Annotated in this window: 16 protein-coding genes; 5 read left to right on the forward strand and 11 right to left on the reverse strand. The window is 72.6% G+C overall.

Annotated elements, in window-relative coordinates; all coding sequences use genetic code 11:
* Nucleotides 1–21: 21 nt before the first annotated feature.
* From ABZ321_RS01095 to gltB, 5 genes are all read right to left on the reverse strand, one after another.
* Nucleotides 22–1,101, reverse strand: coding sequence for a S8 family serine peptidase (locus tag ABZ321_RS01095; protein ID WP_354888337.1), 1,080 nt, complete (start codon nucleotides 1,099–1,101; stop codon nucleotides 22–24).
* On the reverse strand, nucleotides 1,098–2,159 hold the full coding sequence (locus tag ABZ321_RS01100; RefSeq protein WP_354888340.1) for a hypothetical protein: 1,062 nt from the start codon (nucleotides 2,157–2,159) through the stop codon (nucleotides 1,098–1,100). Before ABZ321_RS01100 ends, ABZ321_RS01095 begins: the two co-directional genes overlap by 4 nt.
* Before the next feature lie 81 nt (nucleotides 2,160–2,240).
* On the reverse strand, nucleotides 2,241–3,017 hold the full coding sequence (locus tag ABZ321_RS01105; RefSeq protein WP_344503102.1) for a hypothetical protein: 777 nt from the start codon (nucleotides 3,015–3,017) through the stop codon (nucleotides 2,241–2,243).
* A 58-nt stretch (nucleotides 3,018–3,075) separates the two neighbouring features.
* On the reverse strand, nucleotides 3,076–4,548 hold the full coding sequence (locus tag ABZ321_RS01110; protein WP_344503104.1) for a glutamate synthase subunit beta: 1,473 nt from the start codon (nucleotides 4,546–4,548) through the stop codon (nucleotides 3,076–3,078).
* The gene (gene gltB, locus ABZ321_RS01115; protein ID WP_344503105.1) at nucleotides 4,541–9,109 is read right to left on the reverse strand and encodes a glutamate synthase large subunit; all 4,569 of its coding nucleotides are present in this window, start codon (nucleotides 9,107–9,109) and stop codon (nucleotides 4,541–4,543) included. The genes ABZ321_RS01110 and gltB overlap by 8 nt, the downstream gene beginning before the upstream one ends.
* A 430-nt stretch (nucleotides 9,110–9,539) precedes the next feature.
* Between gltB and ABZ321_RS01120 the strand changes: the two genes are divergently transcribed.
* The 4 genes from ABZ321_RS01120 (at nucleotide 9,540) to ABZ321_RS01135 (ending at nucleotide 13,386) form a co-directional block, all read left to right on the forward strand.
* On the forward strand, nucleotides 9,540–10,784 hold the full coding sequence (locus tag ABZ321_RS01120; protein WP_344503106.1) for an Ig-like domain-containing protein: 1,245 nt from the start codon (nucleotides 9,540–9,542) through the stop codon (nucleotides 10,782–10,784).
* A gap of 79 nt (nucleotides 10,785–10,863) precedes the next feature.
* Nucleotides 10,864–11,574, forward strand: a complete 711-nt coding sequence (locus tag ABZ321_RS01125) for a CPBP family intramembrane glutamic endopeptidase (protein ID WP_354888345.1) — start codon at nucleotides 10,864–10,866, stop codon at nucleotides 11,572–11,574.
* Between the two features lie 5 nt (nucleotides 11,575–11,579).
* Nucleotides 11,580–12,467, forward strand: coding sequence for a CPBP family intramembrane glutamic endopeptidase (locus ABZ321_RS01130; RefSeq protein WP_354888348.1), 888 nt, complete (start codon nucleotides 11,580–11,582; stop codon nucleotides 12,465–12,467).
* Nucleotides 12,468–12,531: 64 nt separating this feature from the next.
* On the forward strand, nucleotides 12,532–13,386 hold the full coding sequence (locus ABZ321_RS01135; protein WP_354888351.1) for a hypothetical protein: 855 nt from the start codon (nucleotides 12,532–12,534) through the stop codon (nucleotides 13,384–13,386).
* A gap of 10 nt (nucleotides 13,387–13,396) precedes the next feature.
* Here ABZ321_RS01135 and ABZ321_RS01140 read toward each other — a convergent pair whose 3' ends face one another.
* Nucleotides 13,397–14,719: a hypothetical protein gene (locus ABZ321_RS01140; RefSeq protein WP_344503110.1), complete on the reverse strand. Its 1,323-nt coding sequence runs from the start codon at nucleotides 14,717–14,719 to the stop codon at nucleotides 13,397–13,399.
* A 184-nt stretch (nucleotides 14,720–14,903) separates the two neighbouring features.
* Here ABZ321_RS01140 and ABZ321_RS01145 point away from each other — a divergent pair, with 184 nt between their 5' ends.
* Nucleotides 14,904–15,236, forward strand: coding sequence for a helix-turn-helix transcriptional regulator (locus ABZ321_RS01145; RefSeq protein WP_344503111.1), 333 nt, complete (start codon nucleotides 14,904–14,906; stop codon nucleotides 15,234–15,236).
* A 3-nt stretch (nucleotides 15,237–15,239) separates the two neighbouring features.
* Here ABZ321_RS01145 and ABZ321_RS01150 read toward each other — a convergent pair whose 3' ends face one another.
* The 5 genes from ABZ321_RS01150 to ABZ321_RS01170 all read right to left on the reverse strand — a co-directional run bounded on the left by ABZ321_RS01150 (nucleotide 15,240) and on the right by ABZ321_RS01170 (nucleotide 21,645).
* Complete coding sequence (locus tag ABZ321_RS01150) at nucleotides 15,240–15,923, reverse strand: permease prefix domain 1-containing protein (RefSeq protein WP_344503112.1); 684 nt, start codon at nucleotides 15,921–15,923, stop codon at nucleotides 15,240–15,242.
* Nucleotides 15,924–16,055: 132 nt separating this feature from the next.
* On the reverse strand, nucleotides 16,056–17,627 hold the full coding sequence (gene cydC, locus ABZ321_RS01155; protein ID WP_354888355.1) for a thiol reductant ABC exporter subunit CydC: 1,572 nt from the start codon (nucleotides 17,625–17,627) through the stop codon (nucleotides 16,056–16,058).
* Complete coding sequence (gene cydD / locus ABZ321_RS01160) at nucleotides 17,624–19,426, reverse strand: thiol reductant ABC exporter subunit CydD (RefSeq protein ID WP_354888358.1); 1,803 nt, start codon at nucleotides 19,424–19,426, stop codon at nucleotides 17,624–17,626. The genes cydC and cydD overlap by 4 nt, the downstream gene beginning before the upstream one ends.
* A gap of 15 nt (nucleotides 19,427–19,441) precedes the next feature.
* Nucleotides 19,442–20,401, reverse strand: a complete 960-nt coding sequence (locus ABZ321_RS01165; protein ID WP_344503115.1) for a cytochrome d ubiquinol oxidase subunit II — start codon at nucleotides 20,399–20,401, stop codon at nucleotides 19,442–19,444.
* Complete coding sequence (locus ABZ321_RS01170) at nucleotides 20,398–21,645, reverse strand: cytochrome ubiquinol oxidase subunit I (RefSeq protein ID WP_354888361.1); 1,248 nt, start codon at nucleotides 21,643–21,645, stop codon at nucleotides 20,398–20,400. The genes ABZ321_RS01165 and ABZ321_RS01170 overlap by 4 nt, the downstream gene beginning before the upstream one ends.
* Between the last annotated feature and the right edge of the window lie 10 nt (nucleotides 21,646–21,655).

The following is a 21,655-nucleotide window of genomic DNA, read 5'->3' on the forward strand; positions in this document are numbered from 1 at the left end:
AACCGCAAAGCGTGACAACACCTACCGCCGCCGACGACGCGAAGCCACGAGACCGGCACACCCGAGCACCAGAACCGCGCCAACGACCACCCACACGACAGGCGACCGACCCGGCCGCCGAGACGACCCAGGCGAAGGCGAGGCCAAGGCGGAGGACAAGGCCGCCGGGATAGAAGCCGTCAACGCCCCGACCGGATTGACGATGCCGTACCCGAACTCATCGTCCCGTCCCGGCTTACCCCGGTCGACAGCGGTGGCCGTCAACCGTCGTACCACCTCCGCGGCCGGCAACTGCGGAAACTTCGACCGCACCAGCGCCACCACCCCAGCCACGATCGCCGTCGAGTTGCTCGTGCCCTGGCTCGTTACGTACTTGCCGAAGGTGCTCGTCGAGATGATGTCGACCGCTGGGGCGGCCAGGACCACCTCGGGGCCGGTCGCCGAGATCGCCGCATGGTTGCCTGAGCGATCTGTGCCGGCGACGGCCAGGACGCCGGGCAGGCGCGCGGGAAAGGCGACACCGGTGGACGAGGGGGTGTTGCCCGCCCCGGCCACCACCACGACATCCGCACGGATGGCATGTTCGACCGCCTGCCGCACCTCTGGATACTCGCTGGTCCCCGCGGCGACGCAGATGACCTGGGCACCCTTCGAGACAGCCCACTCAATCCCGGCGGCCAGTGCGGTCGGCGCACCGCCGAAGTCGCCGTGGATCGTCTGGACCGGCAGGATGCTCGCCTTCGGAGCGATGCCGAGCACTCCTGCTCCGTTTGCCAATCCGCGCCCGGCGATCAGGCCGGCCATGGCGGTGCCGTGGCCGTCGGTGTCGGCGCGTCCGTCGCCGGAGGCGCCTTCGCCGAACTCCTTTCCGGGGAGTACCGCTCCCGCCAGCTCGCCGTGCCGGTCGTCCACACCGGTATCGGCGACGGCGACCACCACGCCTTCGCCCTGGCTGTTCTGATGCGCGCGGGCGATGTCAAGGGCCGGCAGGTGCCACTGGCGGTCCCGGACGCTGTCCGCGGACGCCGGTGCCGCGGTCAGCAACCACATGGCGCCTAGGGCCACGACCGCGCCGAACAGGTAGAACCTGCGCTTGGTCAACGGTCGATCCCGAGAACTCCGGGGCCCGGGTCGTGGTCGTCGCTCCACGAGGCGGGCGCGGCGATCACCGGGGCGACGCCTTCCCTGACCGACCAGGTCTCCCCCTGACCTTCCCTTGGCTCACGTCGGTGGTGTACCGACGGCGTCGAGCCGGCGGCAGGTCGGACGCCCGGCCCGGTCGCGGGGGCGAAGCGACCGGCCGCCGCACCACCGGAGACCTGCGCTCCGGATGACGCGACTGTTCCGGCGGCACCCGGTTCGGCACCACCCGTGGTCGGCCCACGCAGGACGAGGCCGCCACCGACGTTGCCGCGCGTGGATGCAGCGACGGCACTTCCCGCTGCCGACCCCCAGGCATGGGTTTCGGGTGCGACGTGGCTCAGATCGTCGGCGGGCCGCACACCGGCGAGCCCGAAGGCGTCGGGCGCCGGCGGGTTGAACCGGGGCGGCGGCAAAGCCGTCCGCGCGAGCCGCCCGCCGGTTGTCGACCCGGTTGTCCACGATGCGGCCGGCTGGGCCGTCGACGGCGGCACCGTAGTCGGCTCCTCCTGACGGTCCGAGCTGAAACGGGCGTACGCCGGCAACGGCACGTCCAGATGCTCCAGCGCGGCCGCGACGGTGGAGTCCGCCTCGACGAGAACGCGTCGTGCCTGGTCGTCCAGGACGTCCTGGGCATGCCGGCGCACTCTTGGATCGGCGGTGGCGCTCGCTTTCGCGTACCGCGCGACCAACGGCTCCAGTTCGGCGCGGGTCTCACCGATCGCGGCGACGACGTGGGTGAGGGCGGCCCGCACCTCACCGGCGCCGCGGGCCGTCAGCGTCATGGCGTCGATCATGTCGTTGAGCTGCTGGATGAACGCTGTGGCGGCTTCGCTCTTGGACGGGGGCCAGGAGGCGGCGAGGTGGTCTCGTAGGGAGCGCAGGTGGTCGCGCTGCGTCTCCAGGGCGGTCTGCTGGCGGCGCAACGTGGCCAGGTGCAGGTGGGCGTCCGCGGCGTTGTCGGCGGCGACCATCTCCCACAGTTGGGGCAGGCGCCATCGGTGGTAGGTCTCGGCCATCAGACCGGCACCGGATGGTGATCACTCATCGCGTCCTCCCCGCCACGATGTGCAATTGACAGTCGTGACGGTACCGCAGGGTCAGCCGTGGTAGGAGGAGGGCATGTCGCAGGCTTCGAGGCTCTGCTCGTAGCCGTCGAAGAAGGCGCCGGTGCGTTGGGCGGCTGAGCCGTGGGCGCCTTCCTGAAACCAGGGTTCGTCGTCGGGGTCGGCGACGGAGAGGAGGCCGTTGCGCAGTTCGTCCAGGTCGCCGTCCTCGAGGGTGAAGTCGCCGACCTTGATGGAGTCGCCGATGTAGGCGCCGGCGAAGCAGTCGGCCTGGAGCTCCTGGTAGATGGTGAAGGCGTACTCGATGCCGAGGCGCTGCTGGATGGCGTGGCCGTATTCGTGGCCGAGGAGGTAGAAGACGAAGGCGTCGCCGAGGTCCTTGTAGACCTCCTCCGACCAGTTCACGTCGTACGCGATGAAGTCGCCGATGGGGCAGTAGGCGGCGTTCTGCGTCGGGATCGGCTGGGAGCCGCACATGACCTCGCCGTCGATGCGGTAGGGCACGATGCGGGAGACGGGCTTGAAGCCGACGATCCGGGAGCTCCAGTAGCGTTCGACGACCTTCACCGCGATGCGGACGTCGTTGGCGAACGTGGAGTCGGGCGCCGCGGCCCGCACGGGTGGCGGGGAGGAGTACGTGGGCGCCGTATAACCCGGATAACCCGGCGTGGACGAGGGACGCGGAGCGGGGAACGGCGGCGCGGACGGAATGGTCGGCGCCCAGAACGGTGTGGTGTCGGCGAAGGCGGCCTCGGAGGGGAGCACCGCGAGGCCCACGACGAGCAGCGAGAGGATGAGCGGGCGTTTCATGGCCGAGGGGTACCCGGGAGCGGCCCCGCGAACAGGACCGCTCCCGATTAGCAACCCGTCAGGCGGTCAGGGCGCCCGCGCTCGGCTCGACCGGTGCCGGCAGGGTGCCGTCGCCGCCGAGGTAGGCGTGGATCGACGCCGCCGCGGAGCGGCCCTCGGCGATGGCCCAGACGATGAGTGACGCGCCCCGGTGCATGTCGCCGGCGACGAAGACGCCCGGCGTGGCCGACTGCCAGTCGGCGTCGGTGTCGATGCCGCCGCGGCGGTTGCGGGTCAGGCCGAGGTTGGTCAGCAGCGGGCCGGGTTCGGTGCCCTCGAAGCCGATCGCGAGCAGGACCAGCTCCGCGGGGTAGAGCCGCTCGGTGCCGGCGATCTCGGTGACGACCCGCCGGCCGTCCACTCTGGACACCTGCACCTCGGCGATGCGCACGCCGGTGAGCTCGCCGTCGTCGTTGCCCTCGAAGGCGGTGACGGCGACCGCGAAGGCGCGCGCGCCGCCCTCCTCGTGCGCGGGGTAGTTGCGCAGGATCCAGGGCCACGTCGGCCACGGGTCACGCGCCTCGTCGCGGGTGGACGGCGGCACCGGGTACTGGTCGAGCTGCAGCACGGACTTCGCGCCCTGCCGGTGCGCGACGCCGAGGCAGTCGGCCGCCGTGTCGCCGCCGCCGATGATGATCACGTTCTTGTCGAAGGCGGAGATCGACGCGGACGGCACGCGCCCGGCGACGACCCGGTTGGCCTCGACGAGGTGCTCCATCGCGAGGTGTACCCCGGAAAGCCCGCGGCCCTCGATCTCGACGTCGCGGGCGGCCAGGGCGCCGCAGGCGAGCAGGAGCGCGTCGTGGCGGGCCCGCAGGTCGTCGACGGAGACGGTGACGCCCACGTTGACGCCGGTCTCGAAGCGGACACCCTCGGCGCGCAGCTGGTCCAGCCGCATGTCGATGTGCCCCTTCTCCAGCTTGAAGTCGGGGATGCCGTAGCGCAGGAGCCCGCCGAGGGCGTCGTCCCGCTCGTACACCACGACGTCGTGACCGGCGCGGGCCAGCTGCTGCGCGGCGGCGAGCCCCGCGGGGCCCGAGCCGACGACGCCGACGCTCTTGCCGGACCGCTCGGGCGCCGGACGGGGGGTGACCCGGCCGGCGGCGACCGCGCGGTTGATGATCTCGACCTCGACCTGCTTGATCGTGACGGGCTGGCCGCCGGCGATCGACAGGACGCACGCGGCCTCGCACGGCGCGGGGCACAGCCGGCCGGTGAACTCCGGGAAGTTGTTGGTCGCGTGCAGGGCCTCGATGGCGAAGTCCCAGTTGCCGGTGCGGACGAGGTCGTTCCAGTCGGGGATGCGGTTGCCGAGCGGGCAGCCGTCGTGACAGAACGGGATTCCGCAGTCCATGCAGCGGGTCGCCTGCTCGGCGATCAGCTCGTCGGACGCGGGCGGGTACACCTCGCGCCAGTCGCGCAGCCGGACCGGGACGGGGCGGCGGGCGGGCAGGCGCCGCTCGTACCGCAGGAAACCGTTCGGGTCAGGCACGCGCCACCTCCATGACCGCCTCGTCGACGTCGCGGCCGGCCGCCTCGGCGGACCGCCTGGCCTCCATGACGCGCTTGTAGTCGCGCGGCACGACCGCCGTAAAGGCTGCCACGGAAGTGTCCCAATTGTCCAGGATGCGCCCGGCCACCGCAGAACCGGTCTCGGCGAGGTGCGACTCGACCAGCGACCGCAGCAGGGCTGTGTCGGTGACCGGCTCCAGGTCCACCAGTTCGGCGTTGACCAGCGTCTGGTCGAGGTTCCAGATGTACGCGACGCCACCCGACATACCGGCGGCGAAGTTCCGCCCGGTGGGGCCGAGCACGACCACGGTGCCGCCGGTCATGTACTCGCAGCCGTGGTCGCCGACGCCCTCGACGACGGCGGTCGCGCCGGAGTTGCGCACGGCGAACCGCTCCCCCGCCTTGCCGCGCATGAACAGGGTGCCGCCGGTGGCGCCGTACAGGGCCGTGTTGCCGCCGATGATCTGGTCTTCGGCGACGAACGTGGCGGTCGGATCGGGGGTCACGACGAGCTTGCCGCCGGACAGGCCCTTGCCGACGTAGTCGTTGGCGTCGCCGAGGAGCCGGAGGGTGACGCCGTGCGGGACCCAGGCGCCGAAGGACTGCCCGGCGGTGCCGCGCAGCGTGACGTCCACGGTGCCGTCGGGCAGGCCCGCGCCGCCGACCCGGCGGACGATCTCGCCGCCGAGCATCGCGCCGACGGAGCGGTGCTCGTTGCGGACGGCGATCTCCAGCTTGATCGGCGTGCCCTCGTCGAGGGCGGGCGTGACCGCGGCGATGAGCTGGTTGTCCAGCGCCCGCTCCAGGCGGTGGTCCTGCTTGGTGGTCTGGCGCCGGGCGGCGTCGTCGGCGAGCGGAGGAACGTGCAGCAGCGGGGTCAGGTCGAGCCCGCCGGCCTTCCAGTGGTCGACGGCCGAGCGGACGTCGAGCAGCTCGGTGTGGCCGATCATCTCGTCGAGCGTGCGGAAGCCCAGCTCGGCCAGGTAGCCGCGGACCTCCTCGGCCATGAACCAGAAGAAGTTCTCGACGAACTCGGGCGAGCCGTTGAACTTCTTGCGCAGCGCCGGGTTCTGGGTGGCGATGCCGACCGGGCACGTGTCGAGGTGGCAGACGCGCATCATGATGCAGCCCGACACGATGAGCGGCGAGGTCGCGAAGCCGAACTCCTCGGCGCCGAGCAGCGCCGCGATGACGACGTCGCGGCCGGTCTTGAGCTGGCCGTCGACCTGGACGCTGACCCGGTCACGCAGCCCCGACAGCAGCAGCGTCTGCTGGGTCTCGGCGAGGCCGAGCTCCCACGGCGTGCCGGCGTGCTTGAGCGAGTTGAGCGGCGAGGCGCCGGTGCCGCCGTCGTGGCCGGAGATGAGGATGACGTCAGCCTTGGTCTTCGCCACGCCGGCGGCGACGGTGCCGACGCCGACCTCGGAGACCAGCTTCACGTGGACGCGGGCCGCCGGGTTGACGTTCTTCAGGTCGAAGACCAGCTGGGCGAGGTCCTCGATGGAGTAGATGTCGTGGTGCGGCGGCGGGGAGATCAGCCCGACGCCGGGGGTGGCGTGGCGGGTCTTGGCGATCCAGGGCCACACCTTGTTGCCGGGCAGCTGGCCGCCCTCGCCGGGCTTGGCGCCCTGGGCCATCTTGATCTGCAGGTCGTCGGCGTTGACCAGGTACTCGGTGGTCACGCCGAAGCGTCCACTGGCGATCTGCTTGATGGCGGAGCGGCGGCGCGGGTCGTGCAGCCGCTCGGCATCCTCGCCGCCCTCGCCGGTGTTGGACTTGCCACCGATGTTGTTCATCGCGATGGCGAGGGTCTCGTGCGCCTCCATGGAGATGGAGCCGTAGGACATGGCGCCGGTCGCGAAGCGCTTGACGATCTCGGTGGCCGGCTCGACCTCCTCGATCGGCACGGCGGGGCGGACCCCGGTGCGCAGCTCGAAGAGGCCGCGCAGGGATCCGGCCTGGCCCGCGAGCTCGTCGACCTTCGCGGTGTACCGCTGGAAGACGTCGAACTGCTTGGACCGGGTCGCGTGCTGGAGAAGGAACACCGTCTCCGGGTTGAACAGGTGCAGCTCACCCTCGCGGCGCCACTGGTACTCGCCGCCGACCTCGAGCCGGCGGTGCGCCCGCTCGGCGTCGTTGGCCGGGTAGGCGCGGGCGTGCCGCGCGGCGATCTCGGCGTGGATCTCGGCGAGGCCGATGCCGCCGATCTTGCTCGGGGTGCCGGTGAAGTACCGCTCGACGAGGCGCGGGTCGAGACCGACGGCCTCGAAGACCTGGGCGCCGCAGTACGAGCTGACGGTCGAGATGCCCATCTTCGACATGATCTTCAGGACGCCCTTGCCGAGCGCCTTGACGTAGTTGTAGATCGCCTTCTCGGGGTCGACGCCGGGCAGCGCGCCGGTGGCGATGAGGTCCTCGGCGCTCTCGAAGGCGAGGTACGGGTTGACCGCCGAGGCGCCGAACCCGGACAGCAGCGCGACGTGGTGCACCTCGCGGCAGTCGCCGGACTCGACGACCAGCGACACCTGGGTGCGGGTCTGCTCGCGCACCAGGTGCTGGTGGACGGCGGCGGTGAGCAGCAGCGACGGGATCGGCGCCAGGTCGACGGTCGAGTCGCGGTCGGACAGGACCAGGACCCGCACGCCGTCCTCGATCGCCTCGGACACGCCGCGCATGATCTCCACGAGGCGCCGCTTGAGACCGGTCGCGCCGTCGCGGATCGGGTACAGGCCGGACACCCGGACGGCCTTGAAGCCGGGCAGGTCACCGTCGTCGTCGATGTGCAGCAGCTTCGCGAGGTCGTCGTTGTCGATGACCGGGTACGGCAGGGCGATCTGCCGGCAGGACGCCGGGCCGGGCCTGAGCAGGTTGCCCTCGGGGCCGATGGTCGCGGCGACGCTGGTGACGATCTCCTCGCGGATCGCGTCCAGCGGCGGGTTCGTGACCTGGGCGAAGAGCTGCGTGAAGTAGTCGTACATCAGCCGCGGCCGCGTCGAGAGCACGGCGACGGGCGTGTCGGTGCCCATCGAGCCCAGCGGCTCGGCGCCGGCCCGCGCCATCGGCCCGATGAGGATCTTCAGCTCCTCCTCGGTGTAGCCGAAGGTCTGCTGGCGGCGCTGCACGGAGTCGTGCGTGTAGACGACGTGCTCCCGCTCGGGCAGCGTGTCGAGGTCCATGAGCCCGGCGTGCAGCCAGTCCTCGTAGGGCTCGGCCTGCGCCAGCTCGGACTTGATCTCGTCATCGGTCTTGATGCGGCCGGCGGCGGTGTCGACGAGCAGCATCTTGCCGGGCGCCGAGCGGCCCTTGGCCACGATCGTCGCCGGGTCGAGGTCGAGCACGCCCGCCTCGCTGGCGAGCACGATGAGGCCGTCGGCGGTCTGCCACCAGCGGCCGGGGCGCAGCCCGTTGCGGTCCAGGACCGCGCCGACGACCGTGCCGTCGGTGAAGGCGACGCTCGCCGGGCCGTCCCACGGCTCCATCAGGCAGGCGTGGAAGCGGTAGAACGCCTTGCGGAGCGGGTCCATCCGAGGGTCGTTCTCCCACGCCTCGGGGATCATCATGAGCACCGCGTGCGGCAGGCTCCTGCCCGCCAGGTGCAGCAGCTCGAGCACCTCGTCGAAGTTGGCGGAGTCGGATGCCTCGGGCGTGCAGATCGGGAAGAGCCGGCGGATGTTGCCGGGCAGGTTCTCGGTCGACAGGAGGGCCTCGCGGGCCGCCATCCAGTTCCGGTTGCCCCGGATGGTGTTGATCTCCCCGTTGTGGGCGATCAGCCGGTACGGGTGCGACAGCTCCCACGAGGGGAACGTGTTGGTCGAGAAGCGGGAGTGGACCAGCGCGATCGCCGAGGTGACGCGCTCGTCGGACAGGTCGGGGAAGAACGACACGACCTGGTCGGGGGTGAGCATGCCCTTGTAGGTGATGGTGCGCGAGGACAGCGACGGCAGGTAGAGCTGGATGCCGCGCTCGCGGGTCTCCCGCTCGGTCTGCTTGCGCACGCAGTAGACGACCCGGTCCAGGTCCAGGTCGGACAGCACGGCGCCGGGCGCGCCGAGCCTCTCCGCGCTGATGAAGACCTGCTTGATGCGCGGCATCGCGGCGAGCGCGGTCGCGCCGAGGTCGGAGGCGTCGGTCGGGACGTCGCGCCAGCCGAGCACGTGGGCACCCTCGACGAGGGCGTACTTCTCCAGGACGCGCATCGCGCGCTGGGCGGCCTCGTCGTCGACGGGCAGGAACGCCAGGCCGGTCGCGTAGGAGCCGGCGGGCGGCAGGTCGATCCCGGTCCCGGCGGTGACGTCCCTGAGGAACGCGTCCGGGATCTGGATCATGATGCCGGCACCGTCGCCGGTGTTCTGCTCGGCCCCGCGGGCACCTCGGTGGTCCATGCGCAGCAGCGCGGACAGCCCCTTGTGCACGACGTCATGGGACCGGCGGCCGTGGATATCGGCCACGAACGCGACCCCGCAGGCGTCGTGCTCAAAAGCAGGGTCGTACAGACCCTGCGGCTGCGGTCCCGGGTAACCCATCGGGCCTCCTGACGTCATCGATTGCGAGTCGGGACAACGTCGGCCCTAAAAACACCTTACGGAGCAGTCTTGCCAGTGTACGCGAAGATTGCGGCGCGATCCTCATGTGTTGTCCCGACCGGCCGCCACGCACGATGCCGACCAACGTACCGCCTGTACCGCCGGACGGCCTACAACGTGAGATCGTGACAAATCCCACGAGCCGCAGGTAGGGGCGCTGCGGATGGTCCGTTACCGAATCGGGACGCAACCTCCGGCAGTCTGGAACACGTCCAAGGAGCGGATGGCTCGGGCCGTCCGTTACTTCCTACGATGATGCACGGCAAGATCGCCCGCCACCAGTTCGGCGACGAGTTGAACCGGCTGGCACAAACCTGGGATACACCGGCGTAGTTCACCGGCGCATGCTCGACCTCAACAACGCTAGCCCAACGAAGGAGGTGTGGACATGGGAGTCTCCGCACGCGCACTGGCCACGATCACCGCCCTTGCCGGCCTGATCGCTCTCTCTGCTTGCAGCGCTGACGAAAAGCCCAAATGGAGCGACAACAGCAACAGTGCCGGCGGCCCCTCGGCTTCCGCGTCCGCCGCGCAGCCAACCGCGACCCTCACCGCGCCCGCCGACGGCGCGACCGGCGTCTCCACCGCCACCGAGCTCGCCCTGCAGGCGGCGCCCGGCGCGAATGCGTCGGTCACCCTGACGGACGCCTCCGGTGCGGCGGTCGACGGCGGCCTGCGCTCCGACGGCACGACCTGGATCCCGGCGAAGCAGCTCAAATACGGCACGCAGTACACGGCGACCGTGACCTCGGCCGGCGACACCGCCGGGAAGAAGGTCTCGTTCACGACCATGGCGAAGCCCGGCAAGACGGTCAACGTGTCGACCGCCCTGTCCGACAACAAGGTCTACGGGGTGGCCATCCCGATCGTCGTCCGCTTCGGCTCCAGCGTCCCTCAGGAGCTGCGGGCGAGCGTCGAGAAGCGGCTGCTCGTCACCAGCACGCCTCCGCAGGTCGGCACCTGGTACTGGTTCAACGGCGGCGAGGTGCACTTCCGCCCGAAGGAGTACTGGCAGACCGGCACGAAGGTCAGCGTCCGCCTGGCGACGGGTGGCCTGCAGCTGACCAAGACCGGCTGGGGCACCAAGGACGTCACGACCAACTTCACCATCGGTGACAAGATCGTCATGGTCACCGACGACAAGACCCACCAGATGACGGTGGAGAAGAACGGCGAGGTCATCAAGACCATCCCGGTGAGCCTCGGCAAGGCCAAGACGCCGAGCTCCAGCGGCGCCATGGTGATCATGGACAAGCAGCAGTCCGAGCTGTTCGTGTCGACCGACCCGTCCGACCCCTACCGCGAGACCGTGTACCTGACGCAGCGCATGACCAGCGGCGGCGAGTACATCCACGCGGCCCCGTGGTCCGAGGGCGACCAGGGCAAGCGCAACGTCTCGCACGGCTGCACGAACGTCTCGCAGAAGAACGCGAAGTTCCTGTTCGACCTGACGAAGATCGGCGACATCCACATCGTCAAGAACACCCCGCGCAAGCTCGCCTGGGGCAACGGCTGGACCGACTGGGACAAGACCTGGGACGAGTACGTCAAGGGCAGCGCCCTCCCGCCGCCGGCCGCGCCGGCCGCGGACCCGAGCGCCAGTCCTTCGGTGACCGTGTCGCCCTCCGCGTGACGCCTTTGAAGGGGCCGCTGTCCCGCCCACCGCGACGGTGGGCTGACAGCGGCCCCTTCGCTGTCTCATGATGGCTGCCGTGCTCGACTGGATCGACCCGACGTTCCACGCCACCGAGGTGATCCTCACGGTGCTGGTGATCGCCGTCCTGACCGTCACGGTCCTGCGGGCCTCACCGGACCGGATGCGGGCGCGGATCGCCGCCGGCGGCCTCGTCACGGCGTTCCGCCGGTCGGCGGCGACGAACACCCTGACCGCCCTCATCGCCCTCGAGACGGTCCTCGTCGGCCCCGGCCTGACCCTCACCGACCTCGGCCTGCGGCCCGTGACCCTCGGCGACGCCGCGATCGCGCTGGCCCTGTCCGCCGCGGCCGCCGGCACCGCCGCGGTGCTGACCGTCCGCGCCGGCCCCATCGACCCGGACGACGATCCGCTGGCGTTCCTGCGGCCCACGACGCCGCTGGAGCGACGCTGGGCGGCCGCCGGGGCCGTCGCGGCCGGGACCGGCGAGGAGATCGTGTTCCGTGGCCTGTTCATCGCCGCCGGCGTCGGCGTCCTCGGCCTCCCCGCGTGGGCGGCGGCCGTCCTCTCGGCGCTGCTGTTCGGGCTCGGCCACCGCTACCAGGGCCTGCGGGGCGTGGTCGCCACCACCGGGGCGGCGGTCGTGTTCACCGTCCTCTACGCGCTGACCGGCAACCTGCTCGTGCCGATCGCCCTGCACATCACGGTCGACCTGGTGTCACTGCTGCTCGTGCCGATGTTGCTCGCCCGGCGGGCGGCCGCATCATGAACGGCATGTTCGAATGGGTCACCCCCGGGTTCGATCCGGCCGCCACCGTCCTGGTGCTGCTCGTCGCGCTCGTGACCACCGCCGGCGGCATCCGCGCGGCGACGGCGAAGGCCCGCGCCGCCCGCGAACGCCTCGTCGCCACCCCGGGCGGCAGGATCCGCCTGTACCGCGGCGGCATCATCACCTCGATCACGCTGACGCTGGCCGCGTCCGCCGTCGCGGCGACGGACGGCGTCGGCCTCGCCGCCCTGGGTCTGCGCCCGATCGGGGCCGGCGACGTCGCGCTCGCGGCCGGCTTCTCGGCGTGGTTCACGCTGGTCGTGGTCGTCAACCACGCCCGCTTCGCGCGGGCCCGCCGCGACGGCGCCCGCATGCTCGGCCGGCGCGGCGGCGAGGAGACCCTGGCGCGGATCCGGTTCCTGCAGCCGGTCACGGCGGCCGAGCGCTGGCTGGCGGGCCTGCTCTCCGTGTCCGTGGGCATCGGCGAGGAGGTGGTGTACCGGGGGCTGTTCATCGCCGCCGGCGTCGGGATCCTCGGGTTGGACGCATGGGTGGCCGCGGGGTTGTCGCTGCTGCTGTTCGGCACCGCCCACCTGTACCAGGGCTGGCGCGGCGCCCTGGGCGCGACGGTGCTCGGGTCGCTGTTCACGCTGCTGTACGACCTCACCGGGGGGCTCTTCGCGCCGATCGTCGTGCACGCCGTGTTCGACGTGGCCGCCCTGGTCGCCGGGCCGCTGGTGGCGCGGTGGGTCGAACGCCGGCCTCCATCGCCTGCCGCCACGCCTGCCCCCGCACCGGCCGCCTCCCCGGCCGCCGCCTCGCCTGCCTCGCCTGCTGCCTCGCCGGCTGTCAACCCGGGGCCGCTGACGTTACGCAGCGCGACGCCGGAGTGAGCGCCGGGTCGATATCGGCAATCGGATATCGCATGCTGATCGATGCGGCGCTAGCGTCTCGGCCATGGCTCTCGTCCGTCGCACGAACGTGCTCGGTCCCCACTCCAGCCGCGTCGTCGCGGCCGCCTCGGTGACGCCCGCCGCCGAGGCTCCCGCCGTCGGCCGGGCCCACGTGCCCGCCCAGTCCGCCCCGTTCTCACCGGGCGCCTCCACCCAGTCCGCGAGCGCCGAGGCCGCCGCGCCGGGCGCCGGGGATGCCGTGCAGGGCGCCGGGGCCGCCGTGCAGGGCGACGAGGTGGGGATCGCGATCGCCGCGGCCGGCCCGCCCGAGCCCACGCCGGGCGGCGAGGCCGCCGCGGTCCCGCCGCAGCCCGCGTCGGTGCTCTCCCTGGTGTCGGCGTTCCTCCTGGTCGCCGCCGGCGGCCTCGGCTCCTGGGCGCTCTGGCATTACAAGATCAACGCCCAGGCGATCCACCTGCCCGACGCGACGACGTTCTTCGCGGTGCTGTTCGCGTTCGCCACCGCCGTCGAGCGGATCCTGGAGCCGTTCGCCAGGTTCCTGCCCGGCAAGCACGCCCGCGGCGAGCTGGAGGCCGCCGTGGCCAACCTCGCCAACAAGTACCACGACGCGACCCTCGACGACCTGATCCAGGTCGCCCACGCGAAGTCCATGGTGGAGAAGGGCCGGGCCAGCCGCGGCCTCGTCTCCTGGGGCATCGCCACCGCCGTGGCCACCGTCGCGTCCTCGGCCGGCGGCCTGTACCTGCTGCACTCCATCGCCGGCGAGTCCTGGGACGGCATCCCCGTCTGGATCGACGCCATCGTCACCGGCATCGTCGTCGGCAGCGGCACCAAGCCCCTCCACGACGTCATCAGCAAGGTCCAGAAGAACAAGGAGAAGTCCGAGGACTCCCCCTGACGCATCGCGGTCAGAGGACCAGGAGGCCGTCGGTCTGGGCGCTGTGGGTCATGGCGGACAGGGCCGCCGGGACGGTCAGAAACGGCAGGTAGGGCAGGTCGTAGGGGTGCATCCGCAGGACCTGGGTGGCGTGGTGGCCCGGCACGACGCCCGAAGGGTAGGCGCGGGCGCAGCGGCGGTCGACGAGGCCGTGGCGGGTGGCGAAGGCCGCGACGGCCTGCCACTCCTCCAGCCGCGCGACGGTCGGCAGCGGCATGCCCGGGGGTTCGGCGAAGACGTCGACGGAGGTGAAGGGTTCGCTGCCGGCCAGCCACCACGACAGGGAGCGGACCGCCGAGCGCAGGGGGTGCTCGCACCAGTACGGGACGAGGCCGGCGCGCAGGACGTGCCAGGGGTCCAGGAGCCGGCCGCATTCCACGACGAGGCGGGCGGCGGTGCGGGTGCCGGCGCGCAGCCAGCCCCGGTAGAGGTCGGCGACGGCGCCGCTGAGCACGTCGGGGTGGCGGTAGAGGACCTGGCGGATGGGGTGGCCGTGCGCTGAGCCGTACCGGCGAAGGTCCTCGACCAGGCCGCGGTCGACGGCGCGTTCGCCGTCGCTGTCGGCGCGCGGGGACCGGCCGCGCAGTGACCGGTCGTCGCGGTAGTCGCCGGGGCCGAGGCCGCTGGCGCGGCTGCCGAGCTGGAAGGAGTAGCCGTCGTCACCGGCGGACGTCTGCCAGCGGCTGACGTCCCGGACCACGACGATCGGGGCGTCGGGGTTCAGGCGTTCGGCGATGAGCCGGCGGTACGCCAGCGGCAGCCGGCGCCAGCGCACCACCGCATAGGCGGTCGCGGCACCGGACCAGCCGCGCCACACCGGGTCGTACACCTGCCGGATGCCGACATCGGGGTTGTCCGTGAGGATGTCCCGGGCGAGGCGCTCACCGTCCTGCGCGGGTCGTTCGCCGGCGGCGACCTCGGGGGTCGGCACCTCGAACGCGACCGGCAGCCACGGCACGCCGAGGGCCATCGCGAGGTGGACGGCGGCCCCGTGCGGGGAGCCGACGACGAGGCCGTTGTAGGAGCCTTCGGGGAGCTGGCCGACGAACCACGCGGCGACGTCCTCGGCGTCGAGCTCGCGGCGGGCGTGCCGGCCGGCGCCGTCGGACCGGCTGCCCGGCGGGGCGCCGATCCGGCCCGACCGATCCATTGTCCACTGTGGAGCGGCGACGACCGGGCGGGCGACGCCGCCACGGTACGCGAGCGCGCGGCCCGACGCGATGGCGAGCGTGGTGCCCAGCCCGTTCGGCCACAGCGCCTCGACGTCTTGCGTGGCTTCGACCCGCCGCCTCATACCGCTCCTCGACCTCCGGTCCGTCCACCGGTCACCCGATCACCCAACCGCGGTCTTCCCAGACGCGCCCCCGGTAAACCACGTCCGGCCAAGCCAGGTGGCCGGTCCCGGACGCCGGGAACGGCCAGGCCCGGGGGCGCCGGGAAATGGCGTCGGGGGCGCCAAACCCGTAGACTCGCTACACATGAAGGCGGACGCGCTGCGCGGGCATCTCGACGCACTCCTGCTCGCGGTGCTGGACGGCGAGCCCCGCCACGGCTATGCGATCATCGAGGCCCTCCAGGAGCGCAGCGGCGGCTCGCTGGCACTGCCGACGGGCACGGTCTATCCCGCGCTGCGCCGGCTGGAGCGCGCGGGGTATGTGGAGAGCGCCTGGTCCACGGTCGGCGGCCGCGAGCGCCGCACCTACAGGCTGACCAGCGCCGGCCGGAAGGTCCTGGCGGAGGAGCGGTCGGCGTGGCAGGAGTTCACGGCCACGATCGGCGCGGTCCTGCTCCCACCGCCCGCGACGGCCTGACCCTCAGGCCCTTGCCGCCGATGTACTGGTGGCCGACACGCACCGGATCGCCAGACACCCCGCATAGCCGAACGCGGCGGTGTTGACGGCCATGCCGATGAGCACCGGCGGCCAGGTCGCGGCGGCCGGCCACTGGTGGAGGCTCAACGCGAAGACGGTCAGGCCCAGCAGCGCGTGCATGCCGAGGAACACGACCGTCGCCTGGCCGACGAGGCGGGCATACCGCATGCCGTCGCGCAGGAACCGGCTGCCCCACCCGAACCCGACGATCGCGAGCCCGGCGGCCGCCGCGGCGAGGAACGACGTGTACTGGAAGTGGTCGACGAGCACCCAGTAGACGTGGCTGGCGCGCTCGTCGGAGCTCCACTTCGTGTTCCACCACATGAGCGGCTCGAGCAGCGTCATGACCGGCAGCACGAGCGCGATCCACGTCGCGGTGCGGCGGCCCTGCAGCGCGGCGAGCTCGGTCTGGTAGCCGGGCACGACCTGCGGGTGGGTGCCGAAGTCGGCGACGGCCAGGCGCTGCGCGTCGAGCGGGTCGTGGCCCTCGTCCGCGTAGGCCTCGGCGGCGTCGAACAGGCTGTCCCGCGCCTCGGTGATCATCTCCTGCCGGTGCCGGCGCGGCCCACGCAGCGCGGCGGCGAGGCCGTCGACATAGACGTCGATCGGGCCGGCTCCATGGGTCACCCCGTCCACCGCTCAAGGTTCCCACATGGTGGTTGTCCGGCGTCAACCGCCGTTCGTCCGGCCCTCTCCTGACCCGCACGTCCCACCCGCCGCTCGTCAGGCCTTCTGCTGACGCGCACGGTCCCGGCGGCGTCAGCCGCTGGTCGTCCGGCCTTCCTCCACGCGCACGACGCGGTCGAACCGGCCGAGCTCCGCCGCGCGGTGCGTCACGACGACCACGGTCCGCTCCCCCGCCGCCCGCAGCGCGCTGTCGAGGACGGCGTCGGCCGCGCCGGCGTCGAGGCCTTCGGTCGGCTCGTCCAGCAGCAGCACGGGCGGCGCCGCCACCAGCGCCCGCGCCAGGAGCAGCCGCTGCCGCTGGCCGCCGGAGAGCTTCCCGCCGTCCTCGCCGACGAGGTCGTCGAGCCGGTCGGCGTACTCGGGCAGCCCGGCGTCCACGAGCGCCTGCCGGAGCGCCGCGTCGTCGAACCCGTCGCGGCCGAGAAGCAGGTTGTCGCGGACCGTCGCGTGGAAGACGTGCGCGTCGGCGAACACGCCCCCGGCCACCCGCCACGCCGCTGCCCCGCCGGGCATGCCGTCGACGGTGCCGGACGCGAGGGGCACCCGGCCGGCGATCGCGGCGAGGAGCGTCGACTTGCCGGACCCGCTGGCCCCGACGACCGCGACCCGGCTCCCCGCCGGCAGCGCGAGGTCGACGTCGGCGAGGGCGGGCGGCAGGTCGTCGCCGTACCGGACGGTCACGCCCCGCAGCGCCAGGTCCACGGTGCCGGCCAGCGGCCCGTCGTGCTCGTCCGAAGGCAGGTCGTCGACGGTGGTGGCGAGCAGGGCACGGACCCGGTGCAGGCCGCCGCGCAGCTCGGTCTGCCGGACGGCGGCCGCGGCGAGCGGCACCACGACCTCCCCGACGGCGAGCGCGACCAGCGCGAGCACCGCCGCCGACGAACCGCCGGCGACCACGCCGACCCAGACCGCCACCGCGGCCGGGACGACCGCGGCGATCCCGCCGACGACCGCGGCCACGGTCGCGGACCGGGCCTCCAGCGCGGCGAGCCGGTGGCCCCGCGCCTCGGCGTCGGCGAGCGCCGCGGGCAGCGCCCCGAACGCGGACAGCTCCGCCACCCCGTGCATCACGTCGACGGTCGCGGCCGTCAGCTCGCCCCGGGCCGCGGCGATCGCCCCGCTCCGGGCGGCGGTGAGGCGGTGCCCGGCCCACGGCAGCACGACCCCGGCGACGACGAGCCCGGCCAGCAGCGCCAGCCCCGCGGCAGGGTCGGCGACGGCGAGCCCCGCGACCCCGCCGAGGCCGACGACGGCGGCGACCCCGGCCGGCAGCGCCCCGCGGAGGACGGCGTCCTGCACCCCGTCGACGTCGGAGACGACCCGGCTCAGCACGTCGCCGGACGACACCCGCCCGCGGGACGCGGTGAGCGCGGCGAACGCGCGGGCCCGCAGATCGGCCAGCACGCGGAGGACGGCGTCGTGGCCGGCGAGCCGCTCGGCGTACCGCAGACCGCCCTTGACCAGAGCGAAGCCACGCACCGCCGCGATCGCCACCGACAGCGCCGCCAGGGGTGGCTGCTCGGCCGCCCGGACGATCATCCAGGTGGCGGTGCCGACGAGGCCGATCCCGGCGACCTCCGTCAGCACGCCAAGGAGCCCGGCGAGGACCAGCCGGACGAGCGCGGACGCGGGGATGAGCTTCATGCGGCCACCACCGCGGACGCGACGCCGTCCTTGATCTCGACGACGCGGGTGGCGATCGACAGCAGCGCCGGCCGGTGCGCGACGAGCAGGGCGGTGCGGTCCGCCGCCAGCCGGGCGGCGGCGTCGATCACCGCCGCCTCGCTCGCCGCGTCGAGGCGGGCGGTCGGCTCGTCGAGCAGCAGCAGGTCCGCCGTGTCGCGCCGCAGGAACGCCCGGGCCATGGCGAGCCGCTGCCGCTGGCCGCTGGAGAGCCCGTGCCTGCCGAGGTCGGTGTCGTATCCCTGAGGCAGGGCCCGGATGAACGCGTCGGCGTCCGCGGCGACGGCGGCGTCGACGACATCCTGGTCAAGCCACGGCGAATGCTGATATTTCCGGTTTAGCGGGCGCGGAGCGCCTGATAAACCGGAAGCAGCGCCCGACGAATCCGGAGCAGCACCCGGCAGACCGGAAGCAGCACCCGGCAGACCGGAAGCAGAGCCTGGCAGACCGGAAAGAGCGCCTGACGAATCAGGAGAAGCCCCTGACGCGCCAGGAGGAGCGCCGAGGCGGATGTTGTCGGTGACGGTGCCGGCGAAGAGGTGCGGGCGCTGCGGCATCCATGCGAGCCGGGCCCGCCACGCGGTGAGGTCGAGGTCCGCGAGGTCGGCGCCGTCGACGAGCACCCGGCCCGACGCCGGCGTGACGAAGCCGAGCACCAACGACAGGAGCGTGGACTTGCCGCCGCCGCTCGGGCCGACGAGGGCGACCCTGTCGCCGTGCATCACCTCGAGGGTGAGGTCGCGCAGGGCCATGACATCGCCGTAGCGCACCTCCACGCGGTCGAACACGAGACCCGCGAAGCGCGCGTCCGGGAGGCGGGGCGCCGCCCGTACCGGCGGAACCGGCGCGGCGTCGAGGACCTTGAAGATCTCGGCGGAGGCCGCGAGCCCTTCCTGGCTGGCGTGGAACTTGGTGCCCAGCGCCCGCAGCGGCAGGTACGCCTCCGGGGCGAGCAGCAGCACGACCAGCGCTGCGGCGAGGGTCAGCTTCCCGTCGAGGAGCCGCAGGCCGACGGGCACCGCGACGAGCGCCACCGAGACGGTCGCGACGAGCTCCAGCACGAGCGCGGACAGGAACGCCAGGCGCAGCGTCCGCATCGTCGCGACCCGGTAGGCGTCGGCCATGGCCCGGACCCGGCGGACCTGTGACCGTTCGGCGCCGAACGTGCGCAGCGTCGGCAGGCCGATGACGGTGTCGAGGAAGTGGCCGCCGAGGCGCTGCAGCAGGTGCCACTGGTGCTTGGTGCGGGCGCCGGTCTGCTTGCCGACGAGCACGCCGAAGACCGGGATGAGCGGCAGCGTCACGCCGACCACGATCGCGGAGGTGAGGTCGGTGAACGCGAGCCAGCCGAGCGTGGCGAGCGGGACCGTGACGGCGAGGAACACCTGCGGCAGGTAGGAGGAGAGGTACCCGTCGAGCCCGTCGACGCCGCGACCGGCGAGGGTGGCGAGCTCGCCGGCGCGCTGCCCGCCGAGCCAGCCGGGGCCGCGGGCGGTGGCGGCGCCGAGCAGCTCCGCCCGCAGGTGCGCCTTGACGCGGGCGGTCGCGCGCCCGGCGACTGCGCCCGCGACGGCGCCGTGCGCGCCGCGCAGCACGACGAACGCGAGGCAGGTCAGGGCGGCGTTCGTGGTGAAGCCCGTCAGCAACGTGGCGAGGCTGACCGCCTGGCCGACGATCAGGATCGCGGCCAGGACGGCCGAGCCGGCCAGCACCGTCGCATAGTGCCTGACCGGCCCGAGCCGCAGCAGTCTTCTGTCCATGAACGTCCGCGCGCCCTACCAGTAGAGAGGGGTGGGCTGACTCTCCCGCCGCCTGAACAGCCACCAGCAGGAGATCTGCACGGCGACCAGCACGGGCAGCAGCGGCGCCGCGCCGATGGCGAGCAGCCGGAGGGTGTCCCCACCGGCGGCCGCGCTCTCGACGGTCACCGTCGCACCCGGGTCCATCGTGGACGCTAGCACGCCCGGGTACCTGGCCAGGGCCACCGCGATCACGGGTAGGGCGCACGCCACAAGCGTGGCCACGAACGCCCGCCCCGGACGTTTCGCGACGCCGGCGAAGACCAGCGCGGCCACGACGACCGCGGCCAGGACGGTGGCGAGCAGCGGGTTGCGGATGTCCGGCGGGCCCTGCAGATACCAGGCGCCGGCCGCGAGCGCCACGAGGGCCGCGGCGGCAGGCCCGGTCCTCGACGGTGCGCCGACGCCGCGCCAGTTGAGGTACGCCGCGCCGTTGGCCACGACGAGAGCGACGTTGGCGAGCGCGGTGAGCCACACGGCCGGGCTCGCGAGGGGCGCGAAGCCGTGCACGTGACCGCCGGCGTCCACCGGTACACCGTGCAACACGACACCGAGCAGCAGGCCCCAGCCGGCGGCGAGGACCAGACCGCCGCCGGTGATGAGCGCGTCGAACCCGCCGCGGCGCACCGCCCGGCCGCGCAGCTGCACGCCGGCGTTCAGGGCGATGAGGCCGAGCACCACGGCGACGATCACCGGGTACGCGGCGCCGAACAGCTCCCCCTCCAGCCGGGGGAACGCGGCGACGAGGACGCCGACGGCACCGACGATCCACACCTCGTTGCCGAGGAACATCGGCCCGATGGCGTTGAGCGCGCCCCGTTTGGCGTCGTCGCTCCTGTACAGCGGCAGCAGCAGCGCGACGCCCTGGTCGAGCCCGCCGAGTGCGAAGTACGTCGCGAACAGCAGCCCCAGAACTGCGAACCAGAACGTGCTCACACCAGCACCTCCTCGCGTGCGGGCAGGGTCTCGGGCAGGAACTCGTCGCCGGGGCCGCGTCTGGCCCTGCGGGCGAGCAGCCACCAGTCGGTGAGGGCGAGGCCGGCGACGAGCACCGTGAAGCCGATCGTCGACAGCGTCAGCGCCCGGTCGCTCATCGGCGAGACGGCGTCGGCGGTCTTGAGCAGCCCGTAGACGGCCCACGGCTGGCGGCCCTCCTCGCGCACGATCCAACCGGCGATCGCGGTCAGGAACGGCACCGGGATGAGGGCGGTGAGCACCCACAGCATCGGGCGGGCCCAGCGGCGCTTGATGATCGTGTCGCGGATGGTGAGCAGCTGCGCCACGAGCAGGATCAGGAACAGCAGGTTGGCCACCATGATCATGACGCCGAGGGACGCGCCGACGATGCTGCTGGGGATGTAGTCGCCGGGGCCGTGCTTCGCGACCATCGCCGCCTGCTGGGCGACAGCTTTGTCGCCGCCGGCGAGCTTCGTCGGCTGGTTGTCGGTGAGCGGGCCGAACTGGGCGTAGCCGAAGCCGATGGTGAAGAACACGCCGACCAGCGCGGAGCGCAGGCCGTTGCGCAGCGACCTGCGGAAGAAGCCGTCCTCGGTGTCGCGGCGGCGCAGGTGCCAGGCGCTGACGCCGGCGACGAAGATGCCGCCGGTCAGCATGGCGGCTGAGACCGTGTGGCCAAGCGCGAACCACAGGGCGCTGTTGGTGAGCAGCGCGCCGAAGTCGGTGAGCCGGACGGTGCCGGCCGCGTCCAGCGCGTAGCCGACGGGATGCTGCAGGAACGAGTTGGCGACCATGACCCAGAACGCGGACAGCAGCGCGGTCGCGGCGACGCCCCAGATCAGGGCCAGGTGCAGCTTCTTGTTCAGCTTGCCCCAGCCGAAGAGCCACATGCCGAGCAGCGTCGACTCGAGCACGAACGCGATCAGGGTCTCCATCGCCAGGGGCGCGCCGAACACGTCGCCGGTGAGCCGGTTGAGGCCGCTCCAGTTCAGCCCGATCTCGAACTCCATGACGAGTCCCGTGGCGATGCCGACCGCGTAGTTGATCGCGTACAGCACACCCCAGAAGCGGGCCATCCGCCCGTACACCTCCTCGCCGGTGCGCACGTAGCGGGTCTGCACCGACGCCACGAAGAACACCAGACCGAGCGTGAGCGCGACGAAGAGGAAGTGCAGCGAGGCCGTCACGGCGAACTGCCACCGCGCGGCATCCAGCGCATTCATAGGTTGCCCC

Source organism: Dactylosporangium sp. NPDC006015 (genome assembly GCF_040614215.1).
Taxonomy (GTDB): domain Bacteria; phylum Actinomycetota; class Actinomycetes; order Mycobacteriales; family Micromonosporaceae; genus Dactylosporangium; species Dactylosporangium maewongense.

Excerpts from the sequence above, each read along its gene's own strand:
- ABZ321_RS01100 (WP_354888340.1), bottom strand. The coding sequence starts at position 2,159 with ATGGCCGAGACCTACCACCGATGGCGCCTGCCCCAACTGTGGGAGATG.
- ABZ321_RS01105 (WP_344503102.1), bottom strand. The coding sequence starts at position 3,017 with ATGAAACGCCCGCTCATCCTCTCGCTGCTCGTCGTGGGCCTCGCGGTG.
- gltB (WP_344503105.1), bottom strand. The coding sequence starts at position 9,109 with ATGACGTCAGGAGGCCCGATGGGTTACCCGGGACCGCAGCCGCAGGGT.
- ABZ321_RS01120 (WP_344503106.1), top strand. The coding sequence starts at position 9,540 with ATGGGAGTCTCCGCACGCGCACTGGCCACGATCACCGCCCTTGCCGGC.
- ABZ321_RS01130 (WP_354888348.1), top strand. The coding sequence starts at position 11,580 with ATGTTCGAATGGGTCACCCCCGGGTTCGATCCGGCCGCCACCGTCCTG.
- ABZ321_RS01135 (WP_354888351.1), top strand. The coding sequence starts at position 12,532 with ATGGCTCTCGTCCGTCGCACGAACGTGCTCGGTCCCCACTCCAGCCGC.
- ABZ321_RS01140 (WP_344503110.1), bottom strand. The coding sequence starts at position 14,719 with ATGAGGCGGCGGGTCGAAGCCACGCAAGACGTCGAGGCGCTGTGGCCG.
- ABZ321_RS01145 (WP_344503111.1), top strand. The coding sequence starts at position 14,904 with ATGAAGGCGGACGCGCTGCGCGGGCATCTCGACGCACTCCTGCTCGCG.
- cydC (WP_354888355.1), bottom strand. The coding sequence starts at position 17,627 with ATGAAGCTCATCCCCGCGTCCGCGCTCGTCCGGCTGGTCCTCGCCGGG.
- cydD (WP_354888358.1), bottom strand. The coding sequence starts at position 19,426 with ATGGACAGAAGACTGCTGCGGCTCGGGCCGGTCAGGCACTATGCGACG.
- ABZ321_RS01170 (WP_354888361.1), bottom strand. The coding sequence starts at position 21,645 with ATGAATGCGCTGGATGCCGCGCGGTGGCAGTTCGCCGTGACGGCCTCG.